The organism is Paraburkholderia aspalathi (genome assembly GCF_900116445.1).
Taxonomy (GTDB): Bacteria; Pseudomonadota; Gammaproteobacteria; order Burkholderiales; family Burkholderiaceae; genus Paraburkholderia; species Paraburkholderia aspalathi.
Genome location: NZ_FPBH01000007.1, coordinates 19,254 through 37,575 on the forward strand (window position 1 = coordinate 19,254; position 18,322 = coordinate 37,575).

At 59.9% G+C, this 18,322-nt stretch carries 22 protein-coding genes; 9 read left to right on the forward strand and 13 right to left on the reverse strand.

Annotation, left to right across the window (positions count from 1 at the left end):
* Positions 1-757 precede the first annotated feature (757 nt).
* On the forward strand, positions 758-1,774 hold the full coding sequence (locus tag BM438_RS13195) for a transposase (RefSeq protein ID WP_093634699.1): 1,017 nt from the start codon (positions 758-760) through the stop codon (positions 1,772-1,774).
* A gap of 106 nt (positions 1,775-1,880) precedes the next feature.
* Here the strand turns inward: BM438_RS13195 and BM438_RS13200 are convergent, their stop codons facing one another.
* The 3 genes from BM438_RS13200 to BM438_RS13210 all read right to left on the reverse strand — a co-directional run bounded on the left by BM438_RS13200 (position 1,881) and on the right by BM438_RS13210 (position 3,373).
* Positions 1,881-2,375 carry a hypothetical protein gene (locus BM438_RS13200; protein ID WP_093634700.1) on the reverse strand — a complete coding sequence of 165 codons (495 nt, stop codon included), beginning with the start codon at positions 2,373-2,375 and terminating at the stop codon, positions 1,881-1,883.
* Entirely contained in the window at positions 2,344-2,835 is a 492-nt protein-coding gene (locus BM438_RS13205) for a Panacea domain-containing protein (protein ID WP_093634701.1), read from the reverse strand. Before BM438_RS13205 ends, BM438_RS13200 begins: the two co-directional genes overlap by 32 nt.
* Before the next feature lie 193 nt (positions 2,836-3,028).
* On the reverse strand, positions 3,029-3,373 hold the full coding sequence (locus tag BM438_RS13210; RefSeq protein WP_093634702.1) for a helix-turn-helix transcriptional regulator: 345 nt from the start codon (positions 3,371-3,373) through the stop codon (positions 3,029-3,031).
* A 537-nt stretch (positions 3,374-3,910) separates the two neighbouring features.
* Between BM438_RS13210 and BM438_RS13215 the strand changes: the two genes are divergently transcribed.
* A complete protein-coding gene (locus BM438_RS13215) occupies positions 3,911-5,383 on the forward strand; it encodes an MFS transporter (protein WP_093634703.1) in 1,473 nt (490 codons plus the stop codon).
* A gap of 126 nt (positions 5,384-5,509) precedes the next feature.
* Here the strand turns inward: BM438_RS13215 and BM438_RS13220 are convergent, their stop codons facing one another.
* From BM438_RS13220 to BM438_RS13245, 6 genes are all read right to left on the reverse strand, one after another.
* Positions 5,510-5,782: a hypothetical protein gene (locus BM438_RS13220; RefSeq protein ID WP_093634704.1), complete on the reverse strand. Its 273-nt coding sequence runs from the start codon at positions 5,780-5,782 to the stop codon at positions 5,510-5,512.
* Between the two features lie 64 nt (positions 5,783-5,846).
* The gene (locus BM438_RS13225) at positions 5,847-6,278 is read right to left on the reverse strand and encodes a DoxX family protein (RefSeq protein ID WP_054039062.1); all 432 of its coding nucleotides are present in this window, start codon (positions 6,276-6,278) and stop codon (positions 5,847-5,849) included.
* Between the two features lie 210 nt (positions 6,279-6,488).
* Positions 6,489-6,896: a VOC family protein gene (locus tag BM438_RS13230; RefSeq protein WP_093634705.1), complete on the reverse strand. Its 408-nt coding sequence runs from the start codon at positions 6,894-6,896 to the stop codon at positions 6,489-6,491.
* A 34-nt stretch (positions 6,897-6,930) separates the two neighbouring features.
* The gene (locus BM438_RS13235) at positions 6,931-7,395 is read right to left on the reverse strand and encodes an RbsD/FucU family protein (protein ID WP_093634706.1); all 465 of its coding nucleotides are present in this window, start codon (positions 7,393-7,395) and stop codon (positions 6,931-6,933) included.
* Between the two features lie 121 nt (positions 7,396-7,516).
* Entirely contained in the window at positions 7,517-7,777 is a 261-nt protein-coding gene (locus BM438_RS13240) for a hypothetical protein (protein ID WP_093634707.1), read from the reverse strand.
* 30 nt (positions 7,778-7,807) lie between these two features.
* The gene (locus BM438_RS13245) at positions 7,808-8,176 is read right to left on the reverse strand and encodes a nuclear transport factor 2 family protein (protein ID WP_054039068.1); all 369 of its coding nucleotides are present in this window, start codon (positions 8,174-8,176) and stop codon (positions 7,808-7,810) included.
* A gap of 293 nt (positions 8,177-8,469) precedes the next feature.
* Between BM438_RS13245 and BM438_RS13250 the strand changes: the two genes are divergently transcribed.
* The 7 genes from BM438_RS13250 to flhC all read left to right on the forward strand — a co-directional run bounded on the left by BM438_RS13250 (position 8,470) and on the right by flhC (position 13,595).
* The gene (locus BM438_RS13250; RefSeq protein ID WP_093634906.1) at positions 8,470-8,841 is read left to right on the forward strand and encodes a type II toxin-antitoxin system RelE/ParE family toxin; all 372 of its coding nucleotides are present in this window, start codon (positions 8,470-8,472) and stop codon (positions 8,839-8,841) included.
* Positions 8,838-9,140, forward strand: coding sequence for an addiction module antidote protein (locus BM438_RS13255; protein WP_054039070.1), 303 nt, complete (start codon positions 8,838-8,840; stop codon positions 9,138-9,140). Before BM438_RS13250 ends, BM438_RS13255 begins: the two co-directional genes overlap by 4 nt.
* Positions 9,141-9,317: 177 nt before the next feature.
* Complete coding sequence (locus BM438_RS13260) at positions 9,318-10,196, forward strand: helix-turn-helix domain-containing protein (RefSeq protein ID WP_093634907.1); 879 nt, start codon at positions 9,318-9,320, stop codon at positions 10,194-10,196.
* Between the two features lie 85 nt (positions 10,197-10,281).
* A complete protein-coding gene (locus BM438_RS13265; RefSeq protein WP_200618272.1) occupies positions 10,282-10,812 on the forward strand; it encodes a GNAT family N-acetyltransferase in 531 nt (176 codons plus the stop codon).
* Between the two features lie 134 nt (positions 10,813-10,946).
* Positions 10,947-12,170, forward strand: a complete 1,224-nt coding sequence (locus BM438_RS13270) for a YeeE/YedE family protein (protein ID WP_093634708.1) — start codon at positions 10,947-10,949, stop codon at positions 12,168-12,170.
* A gap of 520 nt (positions 12,171-12,690) precedes the next feature.
* Positions 12,691-13,011 carry a flagellar transcriptional regulator FlhD gene (flhD, locus tag BM438_RS13275; protein ID WP_028194930.1) on the forward strand — a complete coding sequence of 107 codons (321 nt, stop codon included), beginning with the start codon at positions 12,691-12,693 and terminating at the stop codon, positions 13,009-13,011.
* A 14-nt stretch (positions 13,012-13,025) separates the two neighbouring features.
* Positions 13,026-13,595, forward strand: coding sequence for a flagellar transcriptional regulator FlhC (gene flhC / locus BM438_RS13280; protein ID WP_054039111.1), 570 nt, complete (start codon positions 13,026-13,028; stop codon positions 13,593-13,595).
* 174 nt (positions 13,596-13,769) lie between these two features.
* On the opposite strand, the gene BM438_RS13285 is transcribed toward flhC, so the two are convergent.
* From BM438_RS13285 to BM438_RS13300, 4 genes are all read right to left on the reverse strand, one after another.
* Positions 13,770-15,098 carry an Nramp family divalent metal transporter gene (locus BM438_RS13285; protein WP_093634709.1) on the reverse strand — a complete coding sequence of 443 codons (1,329 nt, stop codon included), beginning with the start codon at positions 15,096-15,098 and terminating at the stop codon, positions 13,770-13,772.
* 60 nt (positions 15,099-15,158) lie between these two features.
* Positions 15,159-16,361, reverse strand: coding sequence for an acyl-CoA dehydrogenase family protein (locus BM438_RS13290; protein WP_093634710.1), 1,203 nt, complete (start codon positions 16,359-16,361; stop codon positions 15,159-15,161).
* Positions 16,362-16,505: 144 nt separating this feature from the next.
* Complete coding sequence (locus BM438_RS13295; protein ID WP_093634711.1) at positions 16,506-17,162, reverse strand: methionine ABC transporter permease; 657 nt, start codon at positions 17,160-17,162, stop codon at positions 16,506-16,508.
* Positions 17,155-18,312, reverse strand: coding sequence for a methionine ABC transporter ATP-binding protein (locus tag BM438_RS13300; RefSeq protein ID WP_093634712.1), 1,158 nt, complete (start codon positions 18,310-18,312; stop codon positions 17,155-17,157). Before BM438_RS13300 ends, BM438_RS13295 begins: the two co-directional genes overlap by 8 nt.
* Positions 18,313-18,322: the final 10 nt, after the last annotated feature.

Genomic DNA, 18,322 nt, shown 5'->3' on the forward strand with positions numbered 1-18,322 from the left:
GTGCAGCGCCTTCACCTAGCCCACCACTACTTTCTCTGCCCCAAAAGGCATCTGCACAACGGTCCTCCATTGCAGCACAAGATTAACATTACTGAGTTCGGAGTGCGTTCCTCAAAAAGCAATGAACGAGCGCTGTGGGGGCTACCGTTTCGACCGACGACTCTTGAGCGTCGACAAGCGATAGATCTTCGCGGAGACAGACGAACCGTTGCACGTACCTCATCCCCGAGAAGGTCGACCGCCTGCCAGCGCCGTAATGGGTAGCAGCTCGCGCGTCAGCCGTTGATGAGACGACTGTAGGCGAAAAGTAAAAGGCGCAAAACAACTCACCTGCGGCTATTGTGCCGAGCAACCGGGCAGGTTACCGTCAGGCTCTCCGTCGAATTGCTCACCTCGACTGGCGAGCACCAATATGCACGAAATCAGGCTTGGACGCTGCGATAGCCCGACGCCTACCCGGTTGACCTCCGAGTAGTCGTGCTTTTCGCCAGAATGCCCGCGCATCAAGGGATGCTACGTGTCCCCCGCCCGCGCCTTCGCGGATGGCGAAAGAACGATCGTCCGCGAATCAAGCGTACCGGGCTTCCCAGGCGTTTCGAAACGAAAATTTGGATATTCCCGACCGCCCATCTGGACTCTACACTGCACCGGTCGGTCTTCGCCTAGCGGTTGCCTTGGATTTTAGGGTGACCTTGCCGCGTCCGAGTCGCGCTAAACTTCGTACCTACACGTCTTCTGATATCACAGGAGACGTTTTATGTGGCTGGATCGTTTTGAGCGAGTTGATGGTCAACTCATGGCCGTCGGAATTACACAATCAGGTAGCCAAAGTCTGCTAACCCCTGAGCAGATGCAGACATCCAATCTTGGCTCGGGAAGGTACAAAGCGATCACGCTAGACACATCATTCGCTCGATGGGAACGTACTTCAGCGTGCGAATACGCAACGGCATTTGAGATCACATCCAGCATAACGGACCGTCACGGAATGTTTTCAATCCCGTATGAAGGTGGGAACATTGTCTTTCCAGCCTGGGAGCTTCAACGCACGTTGCTTGGCGCACCCGCCACCGTCGCCAATCATGTTTATCGCCCAGGCGGCCTGGAACTACTGTGTTCCCCTGTGTGCAACTCAGACAACTTCACCATTGCATTGCCAGTTGGAAGAGAACTCGGTCCAAGGCAGCGCAGTGACGTCCTGACCGAGAGGCTTACGTGGTTTTATGCGTATCCTTCCGCTTATCGTGCCTGGAACAGCATCTATCGCCATGCGTGCTCCGGTCGAATCGACATCGACCTCCCTAGTGCAGACGTCCAGTTATCCGCCCACGGTAGAATCATCGATGGCGTTTTCTATGCAAGGCGTATCTATGTGCTCACGCTGGCCCCTCTCGAGCCACCCTTGGATTGGGCAAAAACCGACAGGGAAATCTACCATTTCGTCAACGGACGGATGCGACACGTCAAGTCGCGTCAAACCGGGGACCCTCGGCTGCGTCCAATCGGTGATCGGTGGAACCTGACTGATGGCGAATGGATGGTCGTCGAGAAATTCGTCTTTCCTCAACGGTCATCCAGTCGACGGTGGAGTTGCAATGTTCGAGACGCCGTCGACGGTGTCATCGTCAAGATGGGAACGGGAATGAGTTGGGCAGGACTAGATAACTCGCGAGCCAAAGCATATGTCAGCAAACAGCTATATGGACGCATGAAGACCAATGGACGCTGGGACCAAATCGCTGAGTTCCTTGCAAGCAGTAGACAGCAGGACTAAGGATGCGACGGAGTTCGCCGCTGCCACAGTCTAACGGAGCAGAAATCTTTCGGGTCGAATATGAGTGGAATTCCAATGGATTCGGCGTCATCGAGTCCATGTTCGCCTACTTCATCGGCCAGACCTTGTGTTCCCGATCGAGCAGGACAAGGAAGAACGCCGCCTTCGACCTGAATCCGTGAACACGCAATTTACCTTGGTCTACACGAAGCTCAAAGAATCTGATGTCTTCGGAGATCAGTTTTCGCACATCTTCAAAGTGGTCGCGGATCGCCTTGTCAACATGATTTATGTCGTAGGGCGTATAAGCCAACCCACGCTTGCCACCTTCCTTCGAACTAGTCACAAGGACCTGTTTCCAGGTTCTCTTCCTTAGTTCTTCAATGAAGCTGCTGAACTGCTTAAGCTCATCCTTCTCCCAGTCCGAGAAGCACTCAAACGAATCTCGAAAGTATTTGAGTACGACGAACGGCGTATGGTCGTCGTATGAGCCTCCAACGTTGCTCGGGATCAGTGAATGGACTTTCGCTTCAGCTGGCGTAATCCTGACTTGACTTTCAATCTGGGCCTTAATGGCTTCCTTGGGCAGCTTTTTGACCATTGAGTGCTTCAGCGTACGTTCTCAGATAGTAGTCGCGAATGAGCTCAAGCTTAATTGGCTCCTCGCATCGTGCCTCTGGTGGGAGATCCCCTCGTGTCAGCTTCCAGGGGTCCTCCGCATGCGTCATTTGCTCGAGTCGCTTCGCCGAGTAGTCTCCATAGATGTCTACCACCTGCTCAAGAATCTCTTCCGATTCTTCGTCTATGCCTTCTGCTGCACCGTCAACTGGCAACGCCTCCCAACCCAATCCCTTGAACACATGGAAGACTGAGGGCACAACCGGTCCATGCGCCCATGCCTGCATGCCTTCCTCAAACAGTGGACGCTCAAGCAACATCAAGTGCCACGCCTGCGCGAAGTACAGAAGCTTCTGAACCTTCAAATGCGTAACATTGTCACCCGAATCAGGGTTGGTCAAACGGTGAATAAACCAGTTTGCGACAGAAATCGGCGTTGCCATTACGGCTCCTTGATAGCAGTTGCCTTCGTATAGCACCTGACCTTAAATATTCTCAAAAGCAAGTTGCCCGCAGTATCGTGAGTTTCTGCAGCCGAACCATCATCACCTGAGCGACCACTGACACACTTCCTCTCGCTTGGCTCGACCCAAGGGGGCCGTTTACCTCTCGGACTTCACGACTATCCCGCCGAATTCAGTGGCTTTCCATGCTCGACGCAACCACCTGGGAGGTAACGACGCTTCGCCCCTGCGAACCCACGTCTCGCTCCACCCCCTGTACGCCCCCTCCCGGCTGAACGTCCTCAAGCAACGGCAGCACGTCGGATATGGACACCTCAAGCACCTCACAAATTCGGTAGAGCACGTGCAATGGCACCTTTTGGTTTCCCTGCTCAATGTTCGTTATCGAAGTGCGCTCAAGTCCGACTTCGTTCGCGAGCGCACTCTGGGTCAACTTGCCCTTTGGACCGTGAGCCCCCGCGCGCAACTGCTTCAGCCGCTCGCCCAATGCCGCGTATAGGCGCTTTTCGTCAACCATGATTCATCCAATAGCGTGCGTACTCTGACGACCCGGCAACTGTAGTAGGATCTGCCCCGGATGTCAATAATATTGACATCCGAACAGCCGTTTGCCGATTCCTCACCTAGAGCACCTTCCGCATTGCGTCGCGGCGAGTCGGCCAAGGCTGCAAGCACACGTATCACAACACACATCACCAAAAAGCGCTGCACCAGTCGGCCCCATGCCAATTCCCGCTTTTGCTCGGCAGCCGAATGACATCACTCGACATGAACACAGCCGCATATCTACATTGTAAGAGTGAGACAGAGGACGCCCCCTTTCGCGCACTCACCCCAGTCGACCGTCTGCTGTCGAATGATTCGGTAGACCAATTGCGATATCGACATTGGTCCGCACCCAGAACAGGTTTCGTTTGTCTCTTGCGAAACGAAGCGTGCGGTGCACAGGTCAAATTTATTTGTTTGAGCCTTAAGCCCAAGTTTAAAGAAATTTATTAAAAATCAGTAGGTTACCGGGACAAATCAAAACAGGTTTCGTTTGTACGTCACCATCATGAACTATCCCAATACCCCCGTCTCGCCGGCCCTCGGCCGCGTCCTTGCGACCGTCAGCATCGGCTTCGTCGTCACGCAGCTTGACGTGACCATCGTCAACATCGCGCTGCCAAAGATCGGCGCAGACCTGCATGCAGACGTTGCTGGCCTGCAGTGGGTTGTCGACGCGTACACGCTCGCGTTCGCCGTGCTGATGCTTTCGGCAGGCGCGCTCGGGGACCGGCTCGGCACACGGCGCATGTACGCGGCCGGCATCGTGCTGTTTGCGCTCGCGTCGCTCGCTTGCGGACTGGCGCTCGATGCCACCATGCTGGTTGCCGCGCGCGCCGTGCAAGGCATCGGCGCCGCCGCCATGCTGCCGAACTCGCTCGCGCTACTCAATCAGTCATACGGCCACGATCCGAAGCTCCGGGCACGCGCCGTCGGACTGTGGACCGCCGCGGGCGCGATTTCGATCGCGGCCGGACCGGTGGTCGGTGGTGTGCTGATTGCGGCGTTCGGCTGGCGCAGCATCTTTCTCGTCAATCTGCCGATTTGCGTAGCCGGTTTGCTGGCGACTTTGCTTTGGGTGCCGCGGTCTGGGTCCGCGCGGAAAATCGCGCAAGGAGTGGCTTCGGCTACGACCACAGCAATCCCCCGTGGCATCGATCTGAGCGGCCAGACCCTTGCGATCGTCGCGCTCACCGCCTTCGTCGCCGCCGTGATCGAATGGCGGCCGCTGGGGTTGAGCCATCCGCTGGTCGCCGGCGGTTTCATACTCGCTCTGCTCGCTGCCGGCGCCTTTATCGTCGTGGAATCGCGTGTCGCGGCACCGATGTTGCCGCTCTCGCTATTCAGCAAGCGCACCTTCAATGCGGCGGTGCTGTTCGGCATCTGCGTGAATCTGACGTACTACGGCATGGTATTCGTGCTGAGCCTGTATTTGCAGCGCGTACGCGGCTATACCCCGCTGCAGGCGGGCCTCGCGTTCCTGCCGTTGACGGGCGGCTTTCTACTTTCGAACGTGGCGAGCGGCTGGGTGGTCGGGCGCTTTGGGGTACGTGTGCCGATGATCGCCGGCGCAATCACCGCAGGGCTCGGCTACGGCCTGCTGCATTTCGTCGATGTGTCCACGCCGCTCATCGGCTTGCTGTTGCCGTTCCTGCTAATTCCGTCCGGAATGGGTCTCGCGGTTCCGGCGATGACGACCGCCGTGCTGGCTTCCGTCGAAGCGCAGCGCGCCGGCACTGCGTCCGCCGTGCTGAATACCGCCCGGCAAGCAGGCGGTGCGGTGGGTGTGGCTGCCTTCGGCGCGTTGGCAAGCGGCGCGGCTGCCACGCAGATCGTCGCGGGGATGCAGGCCGCGACGGCCATCTCGGTCGGTTTGCTGGTGGTTGGTGGCGTAATGGGCTGCCTTGTTCATCCGGAGCCGCAGGCGTCGGCCTTGAGGCCGCACGAGACTTGTCGTGGGCAAGTTGGCAAATCGCACTGAACATCGCACCGATTCAACCTGAGTGCAAAACAAGACCCCACGATGCTTAGGCATCGCAGGAGTCTTCTTTCAACGCTTATACGGCGCCAGCAGGCGCGATACAACTCGCGCTGCCTCCGCACGTATTTACAGCGGAGCTTCCTGAATCGTGCCGGTGTCGATCGCGCGTTCGATCAATCCTTCGTTTTGCGCCTTGGTGATCGCGTCGGCGATCAGTTTTTCCGGCTGCTCGATTTCGGCCTTGATCGTGCTGATAAGACCTGATGCATCCAGAACCACCAGCGTTTTCGCCGAATCGGCAAGGCTGATGATGACGCGATGCGGCGTAGGCCCTTCGCCGAGACTTGCACACAACTGCGTGACCTTGCCGCCAATGGTTTGCTCAAAGCTTTGAATCATTATTTGCTCCCTTGATTACAACCACAATCAAAAGCGACCTGCACAGACTACCTCAATTGCGTGATCAGAGATTCAGCCCGCCGCGTGGCGAGCGTGCGCCGTCGATACTGATCCGGCCCGCTCCGGTCACGAAGAGCAGCAGGAAACCACCCGCGATACCGATGTTTTTCCAGAAGTGGATCACCATGTCGCGTTGCAAAGCGGGATCGGTAACATTCCAGAAATCGTGGCCCAGCACTGCGGTTGCCACGGTGTAGACGGCCATGATGAGCGCGAGCGGGCGGATCTTGAAACCGACGATCAGCAGCAGGCCGCCGAGTGCCTCGACCGCTGTTGCAATCGGTGCGGCGACCTGGACGAGCGGCACACCCTTCGCATTCAGATAGCCGACAAAGCCCGCATAGCCCAGCAGTTTCATCACACCGCCCCATAAGAACAGCACGGCAAGGGCAATACGCGCGATGAGGATCACGCCGGAATCGACGGGACGCGTCATAAGGGGCTCCTGTAAATGAATAAGCAGCAGACCCGGCCAGACGGCCGCAGTTCCCTACTTTGCATCTGAGAATAGGTGCGCTGCCCGCCTTTTCCAAGCATGGGCCGGCATGAACGGCACAATCTGCGCCGTCTCAAGGGAAGGAAAACAGTGTCCGAGCGCACAGCGCGTGCCCGATCGTGCACGCCACGGACAGTATCGACGTCGTGCCTAAGCGCGGGGATATGTCGCGACCTCGATCAGATTGCCATCCGGATCGCGGCAATACACCGAGGTCATCTTGCCGCGTGCGCCATCGCGTTCAACCGGGCCGGCTTCTATCTCGACACCCTGAGCGAGCCAGTGAGCTTTAACCTCAGCGGGGCTCGCGGTGGTGACAAAACACAGATCGGCGCTCCCCGGCACCGGCTCACGCCCGGTGAACCACGCGACCGTGTCCGCATCCACGGGACGCAAGTTGATCTTCTGATTGCCGTATGTCATCGCCACGCGCGTGCCGGTGCGCGACTCGAACTCGGTACGCCGCATGCCGAGCATGCGTGCATACCAGGCCGCACTGGCTTCCACGTCGGCGACATTCAGAACGAGATGATCGAGACTGTCTATCGAGAAGCTCATGGATTTCGTCGCCGTCGTGAGGTGCTATGAGGTGCTACTGCTGCGGCGCATCCGGCGCGAGCAGGACACCCTTCGTAAAAACGAAGCAGCCGTAACCGCGCTCTTCGCCGGTAGCGATCACGCAATAGGCTTTGCGCGCCCGCTCATAGAAAGCGAAACGCTCAACAGAAGCAAACGGCACCTCGCGCCCTTCCGCCGCATTGATCTCGAGCTGCACTTCGCGCTGAACCGCCGGAATCGAGTTCGGCTCACCGACCACTTCCATCCGCGACGCAGGACGCTCGATGAAGGTATCCAGCGGCATCACCGACAGAATCGCGCGAATGGCACGCGGCGCGTTCACGCCATCGAGGCGCAGCAGTTTGCCCAACACCGTCTCCTGCGCGACGGACGCGCCCGGAAAGTTGGCGTCGCAAACCACCAGTTCGTCGCCATGCCCCATCGAGCGTAGCGCATGCAGCACATCGGCATTCAGCAGCGGGTCCAGATTCTTCAGCACGGTGTCTCCTTGAGGGTCGATTGGCCGCCGGCCACCCGGATTCGAGCGGATTGTCCTTGTGGCGCGTCGCGATCGATTGTAGCAAGACCGTGGCGCACGGTCCGTTGCCGGCGGCTCACCGTCAATCCGCTTTCCCGCACGATGCGGCGAGCGGCATTGCGCGACACCGCCACCTCAGCCATCCAACTAATGCGAGCAGCACGAGACCCGCGCCACCCAGCACCGGCTCGCGCCAGGCCAGCAACGCTGTGAAGGTGAACGCGCGCGTGCCGGCCAGCAGAGCAAAGCCGGCGATCGCGCTGGAGAGCGCGTCGACAGCGCCCGACAGGCGCGTGACCGTGAGGACAGTACCGGGAGCCGTGACGGCAACGGACTCGTGCATGATCGTCTCCGTGAAAAAGACTGCGTGAGCTCAGGTAGCGGCAGGGACCTGGTCGAGGAAACCGGTCACCGCCTGCAAGCGGCCGTGCGTGTCGAGCACGCCGAAGTCGGATCCCTTGACGATCGCCTCGCCGGCCGGCGTGGTGAGTGCCCACGAAAAACGCAGGCGGTTCGCGAAACCGTCGACTTCCGTCGTGCGGTGAAACGTGTGATGCGGGAAGCGTTCATGCACCGCGCGGATCATCGCGTCGATGCCGTCATGGCCCGCGCCTGCCAGCAGTGGATCGCGATAGTCGGCATCGGCAGTCCATGTCGCGGCGATCAGTTCGCGGCGGCGTACTGCATCGGTTTCATTCCATGCGTCGAAGTAACGGTCGATCAGATCGGTATGCGCATTCATCTCAGACTCCTTGATTGGCATGACTGAGCACTACGCTCGGCAGACACGTTGTATGCGGCGGGCTCGGAGTGAAGATTGACGGCTCGAGCGCGGCGCGTCGATTACGTTGGAGGTAAGCATCGAGATGCACCGGCGTGAAGAACCGCGTTGTTTTGCCCACCGGATAGGCCATTTGGCTGAATCGTCACCGACTTCGTCAGCCGCTAACCTCATGGCGGAATTGGGGGCCGCGCAGCGTCAACTCGCGGCATGTGACGAACTGAATGGGCGCGGACACAAGCCGCTTTTTTAATATGGTTTTCACACTTGCAAGACCGTATCCAACAGGATACACTCATCAACAAATCGGTTCACCGCCTGTGTACACGGTCAAGCGCACCGAGGAATTCGACCACTGGCTTGCCGGCCTCGCAAACTTGAGGGCGAGAGCCAAAATCCTGGTGCGAGTCCGGCGTGCTGAGCGAGGTCATTTCGGCGACGTCAAGCTGCTGGAAGACGGTGTGTCCGAGATGCGCATCGATTGCGGTCCCGGCTATCGGGTCTACTTCGCGCGCGAAGGGCGCATGGTGTTCCTGCTGCTCTGCGGTGGCGATAAATCCACGCAGCCAGCCGACATCAGGCATGCCAAATCAATGTGGGCAGACATCAGAAAGGAACTGTCATGAGCAAAGTCAAAACCGCACGGTTCGACGCATCGCATTACCTCGATAGCGAAGAGATGATCGCCGAGTATCTCAACGCAGCGCTGGAAGAAGGCGACGCCGACCTGCTCCTCGCCGCGATCGCCGACATCGCAAAAGCACGTGGCATTGCGAAGGTTGCGGCGGACGCCGGACTCGGGCGCGAAAGCCTCTATAAAACCCTCGCGCCCGGCTCCAAACCGCGCATGGACACGGTGTTCAAATTGCTGCGCGCGCTGGGCGTCAAACTCAACGCCGTGCCGGAAGGCGTAGCGCCCGCCTGATTCGCGCCTGGCGTGTTGTCGCCTGGGGTGACGCCCTGAATGAGCTGCGTATTCGTGGGTGCTCCTACGCTTTCTCGGACATTCCACGGTATTGCCTAGCATTCCCGGGTATTCCCGGGGTATTCCATTACCTGTCAGGTAATGGATCGCTAACGCGCTTTGGCTATCATCGGCAACATGAACACACTCTCTCTTGCACAAACCATCCCGTCGAACGGGCCGACAGCAAGCCGCACGGTCGGCGATCTGCTGCGCGAATGGCGGCAGCGGCGAAGAATGAGTCAGTTGCTGCTCGCCGCTGAAGCCGATATTTCAACGCGGCATCTGAGCTTCGTCGAATCAGGCCGTGCGGTGCCTAGCCGGGAAATGGTCATGCACCTCGCTGAGCGGCTCGACGTGCCACTGCGCGCGCGCAATGCACTGCTGATTGCGGCGGGTTATGCGCCGCTGTTCCGCGAACGCCCGTTGACGGACCCGCAGTTAGCCGCCGCACGCGAGGCAGTTGAGTTGGTGCTCAAAGGTCACGAGCCGTATCCGGCTCTCGCGATCGACCGTCACTGGACCATCGTTGCCGCGAACAATGCGCTTGCGCCGCTGCTTGCAGGCGCAAGCCCTGAGCTTATGAAACCGCCGGTCAATGCGATGCGATTGAGTTTGCATCCGGAAGGCATCGCAGCATCGATCGTCAACTGGCATGCCTGGCGGGCGCACGCGCTGTCCCGGCTTCAGCGACAAATCGACGTGAGCGGTGACGACACGTTGAGCGCACTGCGCGACGAACTCGCTGCATATCCCGCTCCACCCGGCGCGGAAGCGGCCGACCTCGACGACACGGCAGGTAATCAGATCGCCGTGCCGCTGCGGTTGCGCACGCCGATCGGCGTCCTGTCGTTCTTCAGCACGACCACGGTGTTCGGCACACCGGTAGATGTCACACTGTCGGAGCTTGCTATTGAAGCGTTCTTTCCCGCCGATCAGGAAACCGCGGCCGCGCTGCGTGAGTTTGCCGCGAGCCAGCGCGCCGAAGGCCAAGGGGCTGAAGCTGTGAAGTCATAGCAGCACCACAGAAACCTGGAGCGCAATATCGAAAGCTGAATTGTTCCCGCTTGCAGCATCGTTCAAACCACACGGAGAGCCACACTTGATCAACAACGCCCTACTGGTCCGCCAACTCGGTCTCGCCGACCGCGACGCCTACTTTCAGCTTCGCCTGCGCGGGCTGAAGGCGCATCCGGAGTCGTTCGGTCAAAGCTACGAGGACGCGGTGGCCAAGGGCGCCGCGCGGCACGATGCGATGTTGGAAGGCACACGCGCAGCCGAAGGTGATTTTTTGCTCGGTGCTTATGAATCGGCTAATACGCCATTGATCGGTGTAGTGGGATTGCTTCGTAACCAGAGCGACAAGGAAAGGCACAAGGCTTCCGTCGTCGGTATGTATGTCGCGCCGGAAGCAGCGGGCCGCGGAGTCGGGCGCGCCTTGCTTAATGAGTTGCTGGCGCGAGCGGCGCAGATAGAAGGTCTACGGCAAATCCAGCTGATGGTGGGTAGCCGCAACGAAGCGGCACGCAAACTCTATGAGTCGCTTGGCTTTCGCAAATATGGTTGCGAGGTGGAAGCATTGAACGTCGGCGGCGTGTTTCACGATGCTGATCTGATGGCGCGCTTCATGTAACGGCTTTCGGGTGCCCTGCTTCAACGCGCGATACGTGCTATCTTTTTCAATCACCTTTCCGCTGCACCAACCCCGAAGCGGCTTATCCGCCGCCCTCGGGCTATCTTCGATTTGCCGCTCGCCAGTCAAACACCATGTCCGACCTTGCCACTTCCCTTCCGCGTGTACCACGCCGTTTCGACATCAATCCGAAACCGCTAGGTGCCGCACTCCTTCTTATCGCGCTGGGCGCCGTCTATCTGGCACAGACCGTGAGCGGTCGTCAGGCAGCGCTCTACATCGTCGGCACCTTGCTGGGCTTGTCGCTCTATCACGCGGCGTTCGGTTTTACCTCGGCGTGGCGAGTCTTTATCGCCGACGGCCGCGGCGCGGGTCTGCGCGCCCAGATGCTGATGCTGGCGCTCGGCGTGTTGCTGTTCTTTCCGGCGCTCGCCGCGGGTACGCTGTTCGGCCGGCCGGTGGTCGGCCTCGTCGCACCGGCCGGCACATCCGTGCTGGTCGGGGCCTTCATGTTCGGCATCGGCATGCAGCTGGGCGGCGGCTGCGCGTCCGGCACGCTGTACACCGTAGGCGGCGGCAGCACGCGCATGATCGTCACGCTGGCGGCGTTCGTCATCGGTTCGGTTGTCGCCACCGCTCATATGCCGTTCTGGACCGCACTGCCGTCTCTCAAACCGCTTTCGATGGTGACCACGCTCGGTCTCGGCTGGGCGATCGCGCTGAATCTGCTCATGTTCGCTGCGATCGCGGCGCTCACCGTATGGGTCGAACGGCGCCGCCATGGCCAGCTGGTCGACGAGCCGCAGCGTCCGCCGCACGCGTCGCCATGGCTGCACGGTCCGTGGCCGTTGTTCGTCGGTGCAATCGCGCTGGTCCTGCTCAACTTCGCGACGCTGGCGCTGTCCGGTCGCCCATGGGGTGTGACGTCGGCGTTTGCGCTGTGGGGCGCCAAGATATTTGCCGCACTGGGCATCAATGTGGCCAATTGGCCGTATTGGGCCACTCACGCCAACGCCGGCGCACTGGCCGCTCCTGTTACACATGACGTCACCACGGTGATGGACATTGGCATCATCCTCGGCGCCATGACGGCCGCCGCACTGGCCGGCCGTTACGCACCGGTCTGGAAGGTGCCGGCCCGCTCGCTGATCGCGGCGGTGGTCGGCGGCCTGATGCTCGGCTACGGAGCCCGTCTGGCCTACGGTTGTAACATCGGCGCCTATTTCAGCGGCATCGTGTCAGGCAGCTTGCACGGTTGGCTGTGGCTGGTCGCCGCCTTCGCCGGCAACGTGCTCGGCACCCGCCTGCGCCCGCTGCTCGGCCTCGAAGTCGAACGGATCCGCGCAAACGGTTGCTAGAAGTTACAAATGCGGCCTCGTTTGTAACTGGGGCCGCATCAACATGTTACACGTCTGATTCGTCCCCATTGCAGTTCCAACGAACGGTATTTATTACTTTCAATTGGGCTCACTTTCTATTTCCTTTCTGATTCCGTCATGATTTTCCGGTTCTCGACCGGGTACATGCCATTGCTCAGATGGATGACTCTGAAGCCCACTACACAAGGGTTTTCATGGATCAGACGAAATTCCGAGGCCGCAAAAAACCCGCTAAGCATCGTCCATTACAGGACTGTGAAAGACTTACCGAAATTTGATGTATCTTTTTGAGATATTTTTTTGAGAAGGGATTGATTTCTTGTTTTGCCCTTCATACAATTCGACCCAAGCTGTTACGAAATGTAACGCGATGTATCAAAAAGTCGCGATCTGTATCAGGTGGTGACATGTAGCCGGAGGACAACGTTTCCGGCGAGGCATAAAAGACAAAACGGCAAAAAAAGCCGACTTAGTAATTCGGGGCTTCGGAAAACAGAAAATGGACCGTAGCAGCGAGACGCTGGATTCAATCCGCGAGATCAACTTGTCTTACATCATGCTCGCGCAACGTATGTTGCGTGAGGACAAACCGGTCGGCATGTTCCGACTGGGACTGTCGTCGGAACTGGCTGATTTGCTAGCCGGGCTGTCGCTCGCGCAGATCGTCAAGCTGGCCGCTTCCGATCAGCTTTTATGCTTCTTCCGCTTCAACGACCACTCGATGTTGTCGGCGTTGACGCAAACGACGAAGCACGCAGCAGTTGCACCGACTCACGCGGCGATCCTGCTTGCAGGCCAGCCTGCTGAGCAGTTTGCTTAATCGAGGTGACCGCGATGCTCAAGCGTAGCCTGACGGAAGACGCACAAGAAGTATTCCGTGCCATCGCGCTGATTGAACTCGGCGCGCGCATGCAGGTGCTCGAAAGCGAGTTGACGCTTTCGCGCGACCGCATGATCCGCCTGTACCGCGAGGTCAAAGGTGTGTCGCCGCCCAAGGGCATGCTGCCGTTCTCAGCGGACTGGTATATGACGTGGCTGGCGAACATCCACGCGTCGTTGTTCTACAACACGTACCTGTTCCTGAAGAACGAAGCGCGTTGCTCGCACCTGGATGCGCTGACCAAAGGGTATCGCCTGTATCTGGAACATTGCCAGCACAGCGACTCCGAACCGGTGCTGGATCTCACGCGGGCATGGACGCTGGTGCGTTTCTTCGACGCCGACATCCTGCAACTGACCAAATGCTGCCGTTGCACCGGCAAGTTCGTCGCGCACAAGCACGACCTCCAACACAACGTGGTGTGTGGCGCATGCCAACCGCCATCGCGCGCCGGCAAGACCAAAAAGGCGGCCGCCGCTCGTCAGGAAGCGCTCGAAGCAGCGCAGATCGCGCAAGCCGCCTGAGTTAAGTGGAATCGATGAGGGCCGGTCCAGCCTGATTCGAACCGAAGCACCTTGGAAAGAGTCCGCCATCCCGCGGACTTTTTTTTTGTGTGGTTTTCGCCCTGACACGGACACCTCATATCTAGCAACCGACGCCAGGCACCAGGCGCTACCCCGCTACCTCCCTTTGCCGCATCAGCCGACCAGTCCCACCGTCTGCACCACCAGCCACAGATTCGCCGCACTGATCACCACGAACAGCGACCAGGCGACGAGCCGCGTCGGCAGCCTGTTGGCAAATTCGCCCATCAGAGAACGATCGTTGGTCATGCGGATCAGCGGATAAAGCGCGAACGGCAGTTGCAGGCTCAACACAACCTGGCTTGCGACCAACAGTTTGCCGACTGCGCCGTTGCCCATCATCTGCACGCCGATCAGCGCCGGAATCAAGGCAAGCGCCCGCGTGATAAAGCGCCGCTGCCAGCACGGAATTTTCAGCTTCAGGAAGCCTTCCATGATGACCTGCCCCGCCACCGTGCCGGTGAAGGTCGAACTTTGCCCCGACGCCAACAACGTGATCGCGAACAGCACCGCCGCGAAACCGGTGCCGACGATCGGCGCCAGCAGTTTGTACGCGTCTTCGATTTCGGTAACCTGGTTGTGGCCGGTCGCGTGGAACGCGGCCGCCGCGAGAATCAGGATCGCCATGTTGATCAGCAGCGCAATGATCAGCGAGACGATCGTATCGATGCGCGACATGCCGATCGCCGAGCGGATGCTGGCCGAGTCGCGTTTAACCGCGCGGGTCTGCACGATCGACGAATGCAGATAGAGGTTGTGGGGCATCACGGTCGCACCGAGAATGCCGATCGCCAGATACATCGGCTCGCGGCTGCTGAGTGCCTGCCACGAAGGAATCAGTCCTTGTGCGACTGACGGCCAATGCGGCTTCACCAGCGCCAGTTCGATGATGTAACCGACGCCGATCGTTGCGATCAACCCCAGCATGATCGCTTCAAGGTCGCGAAAATTCTTGCCCTTCAGGCCGAGCACGATCAACGTGTCGAACGCGGTCAGCAACACGCCGGTGGTCAGCGAACATTTGAAGAGCAGGTGGAAAGCCAGCGCGCCGCCGAGCACTTCGGCCAGATCGCAGGCCACGATCGACAGTTCGGCAAGCAGCCACTGAAAGCGCGCGACACCTGGTGAGTAACGCAGTCTCGACAATTCTGCGAGGTCCCGCCCGGTGGCGATGCCGAGCCGCATGCTCAGACATTGCAGCGCCATCGCCGCAAGACTCGACAACATGACGACGAACAGCAGGCTGTAGCCGTAACGTGAGCCCGCTTCGATATCGGTGGCCCAGTTGCCGGGGTCCATGTAGCCGATCGAAATCAGCAGGCCTGGCCCCGCGAATTGCAGGATTTTTTTCCAGAACGGCGCGCCTTGCGTAACGGCGACCGTGCCTTGCACCTCGGATGGGCAAAACGGCGCCGTTGCGGTGGTCGGTAATTTGAACTGCAAGCCGGTGGTCTCTTGAAGGGGATAAACCGCGACGCCTCATGCAGGCCGCCGCGAACCGCCTCAAGTGTACAAAGAAACTTCCGGCAATGTCCCGCTTAACGCATAACGGCCGACGTCGCGTACGCGATAGTCGAGTGGATCGTGCAGCGTATGCACGCGAGCGTTACGCCAGAAGCGATCGAGCGCGAGTGGCGCGTGGGTGGCGCGCGCGCCGCAGGCATCGAACAGTTTTTCGCTGACGTCGAGCGCGGCGCGGTGCGCGACGATTTTCGCCTCCGAGGTGGCGAGCGCCACCTGAGCACGGGTTTCGGCGTCCAGCGTCGGGCCTTGTTGCCATGCGTCTTCGAGCGCGTAGGCGGCACGCACTGCCAGCGCTTCCGCACTCACCACCTGCAGACGCATCTCGCCAAAGCGCTGGATCAGGTAAGGATCGTCGGTGGCTTTTTCGACGCCCGAAGATATCCACGGCTTGCCGTACTGCGTGACATAGGCGCGTGCTTCTTCGAGCGCGCCCTGCGCGATGCCGACGAACAGATTGATCAGCACCTGCTGCGAGATCAGCGTGCGGAGGCTCGCGTATGAGGTGTCGGCCCGCTCCAGCACCTCGTGCGGTTCAACCTTGACTTGCACAAAGGAGACGCTGCCGCTATCGGTTTGCCGCTGACCGATCGGATTCCAGTCTTCGTGAACGGTAATGCCTTCACGCGCGGTTGGCACCACCGCGAACACCGCTTTGCCGGCGACCGGATCGTGCCCGGAAACCGTCATCATGTGCGAGCCGCGCGTGCCCGAACAAAATCCTTTCTGCCCATCTAAAAGATAGCCACCGTCGGCGGTTGCGCTTGCAACGAGTCGCGTGTCGAGCGGATTGACCGCATTGCCCCACCACCAGCGCTCTTCCACGGTGCCGCCCAGATAGCGGGCACGTTGTTCCGGGTTGCCCCATACATTGACGCTGACCACCTGCAGGCACGTGAAGCCAAGCAGATGCGCGAGCGCACTGTCGACTCGCGCGATCTGGCGGATCGTCTCGTAGATCTCGGGCCAGCGCGTGCCGGAACCGCCGAATTCACGCGGCACGGCGAGCGTGAGCAGTCCCGCGTCGGCGATCCATTGTTTTTCCTGCGCGGCGTGACCGCCGTCGCGATCGCGCTGAGCCGCGCTGGCGCGCAACGCATCGAGCAAGCCGGTCAGATCGCGCACCACAGGCGCAGCGCCGGTTTGCAGCGGTTGCAGCGCCTCGGGATGTCGAGGTTCGTTCATGCAATGTCCACGTGGAGAAGTTTGGCGAGCGGGAGTCTCGCTGCGCCCAGCGTCGCAAATAGGATGATAGACCGTGGCGTCAGCGCTGAAAACGTGGGCCGCAAGCGCGTATTCGTCATGCAAATAGCGGGCGAAAGGCGAAGATCATGCGCGTTGCGCAAGCCGTCGCACGAAGCGATCGCCGACGAACTGCACCGCCGTCACAATCACGATCAGCAATGCGATCACCGTCACCATCACGGTCGTATCGAAACGCTGATAGCCGTAGCGGATCGCCAGATCGCCGAGACCACCGGCGCCCACCGCGCCCGCCATGGCCGAGGAACCGATCATCGCCACCACCGTGATCGTGAAGCCGCCGAGAATGCCCGGCAGCGCTTCAGGCAGCAGCACATGCCGGATGATATGCCGGCGCTGCGCGCCCATTGCCTGCGCGGCTTCGATCAAACCGCGGTCCACTTCGCGCAAGCTCACTTCGGCCACGCGCGCAAAAAAAGGAATCGCTGCGATGCTGAGCGGCACGATGGCGGCCCATACGCCGATCGTCGTGCCGATCAGCAAACGCGTGAGCGGCAACAGCGCGACCAGCAAAATGATGAACGGCGTGGAGCGGAACGCATTGACGAGCGCGCCGAGTGTGCTGTTCACCACACGCTTTTCAAAGATGCCGCCGCGTGTGGTGGTAACCAGCACCAGTGCAAGGGGAATGCCGATCAGCGCCGCTACGAAGGCCGATACGCCGACCATGACGATGGTGTCGCGAATGGCATCTGCGAGTTCCGAGAGCCAGAGGTCAGACATAACCGAGCACCTCGACGTGATTGGCATAGTGACGCGCACGCTCGAGCAGCGTCGCGATCTGCTTTTGCACCGTGCCTTCCGCGTCCGCGCGCACCTCCGCCGACACTACCAGACGCCCCTGCGCGTGCCCCTGAATCCGGTCGATGCCGCCATGCACGAAACTCACGCGGCCACCTTCAATGCTCAATGCGGACGTCAACCCGCCCAGGTCAGGCTCACGCGCATCGTTGCCGGTGAAGCGCACGTCGAGCAGAATCTGCGCATCCGCTTGTTCGATCTCGTGCAACGGTTTGACGCGCGCGGCGAGATCCGCAGGCAGATCATGCACAAGGGTCCGCAGCAACGCGCGCGTCGCATCATGCTGTGGGTCGCCGAATACGCGCCACACCGGCCCCGTCTCCACCACCTCACCGCGTTCGATCACGGCCACCGTATCGCAGACCTCGCGAATGACCTGCATTTCGTGCGTAATCAGCACGATGGTCAGGTTGAGCCGCTGATTGATATCGCGCAGCAACGCGAGAATGGCTTGCGTCGTTTCAGGATCGAGTGCGGAGGTTGCCTCGTCGCACAGCAGTATGTCCGGGTCGGTCACAAGGGCGCGCGCAATCCCGACGCGCTGTTTCTGGCCGCCGGACAAACTCGCCGGATAGGCATCGCGCTTGGTCGACAGGCCGACGAGTTCGAGCAAGGCGTCAACCTTTTTGTCGATCGCAGCTTTAGGCGCGCCGGCGATTTTTAGCGGCAACGCAATGTTCTCGCGCACCGTCTTCGCGGAGAGTAAATTGAAGTGCTGGAACACCATGCCGATGCGCCGCCGCAGCGTGACCAGCCCGCGTTCGTCGAGCTCGCCGACACTCACGCCATTCACACGCACGGCGCCGGAACTCGGTTTTTCCAGACCATTGACGAGCCGCAGCAGGGTCGATTTGCCTGCGCCGCTTCGGCCGATAATGCCGAACACTTCACCTCGCGCCACCTTCAGCGTGATGTTCGCCAGGGCCGCAGTCGACACACCGCGAGTGTTAGCGAACACCTTGCCCACGTCGTCGAATACCACGGCTTCTTGCGCGGCATCGGCCGCATCACGATTCAAGGCGAGGGACGGTGCGTCTTCAATGAATTGCGGCGCGTCAAAAAGATGAGCCATGGCTTCGTTC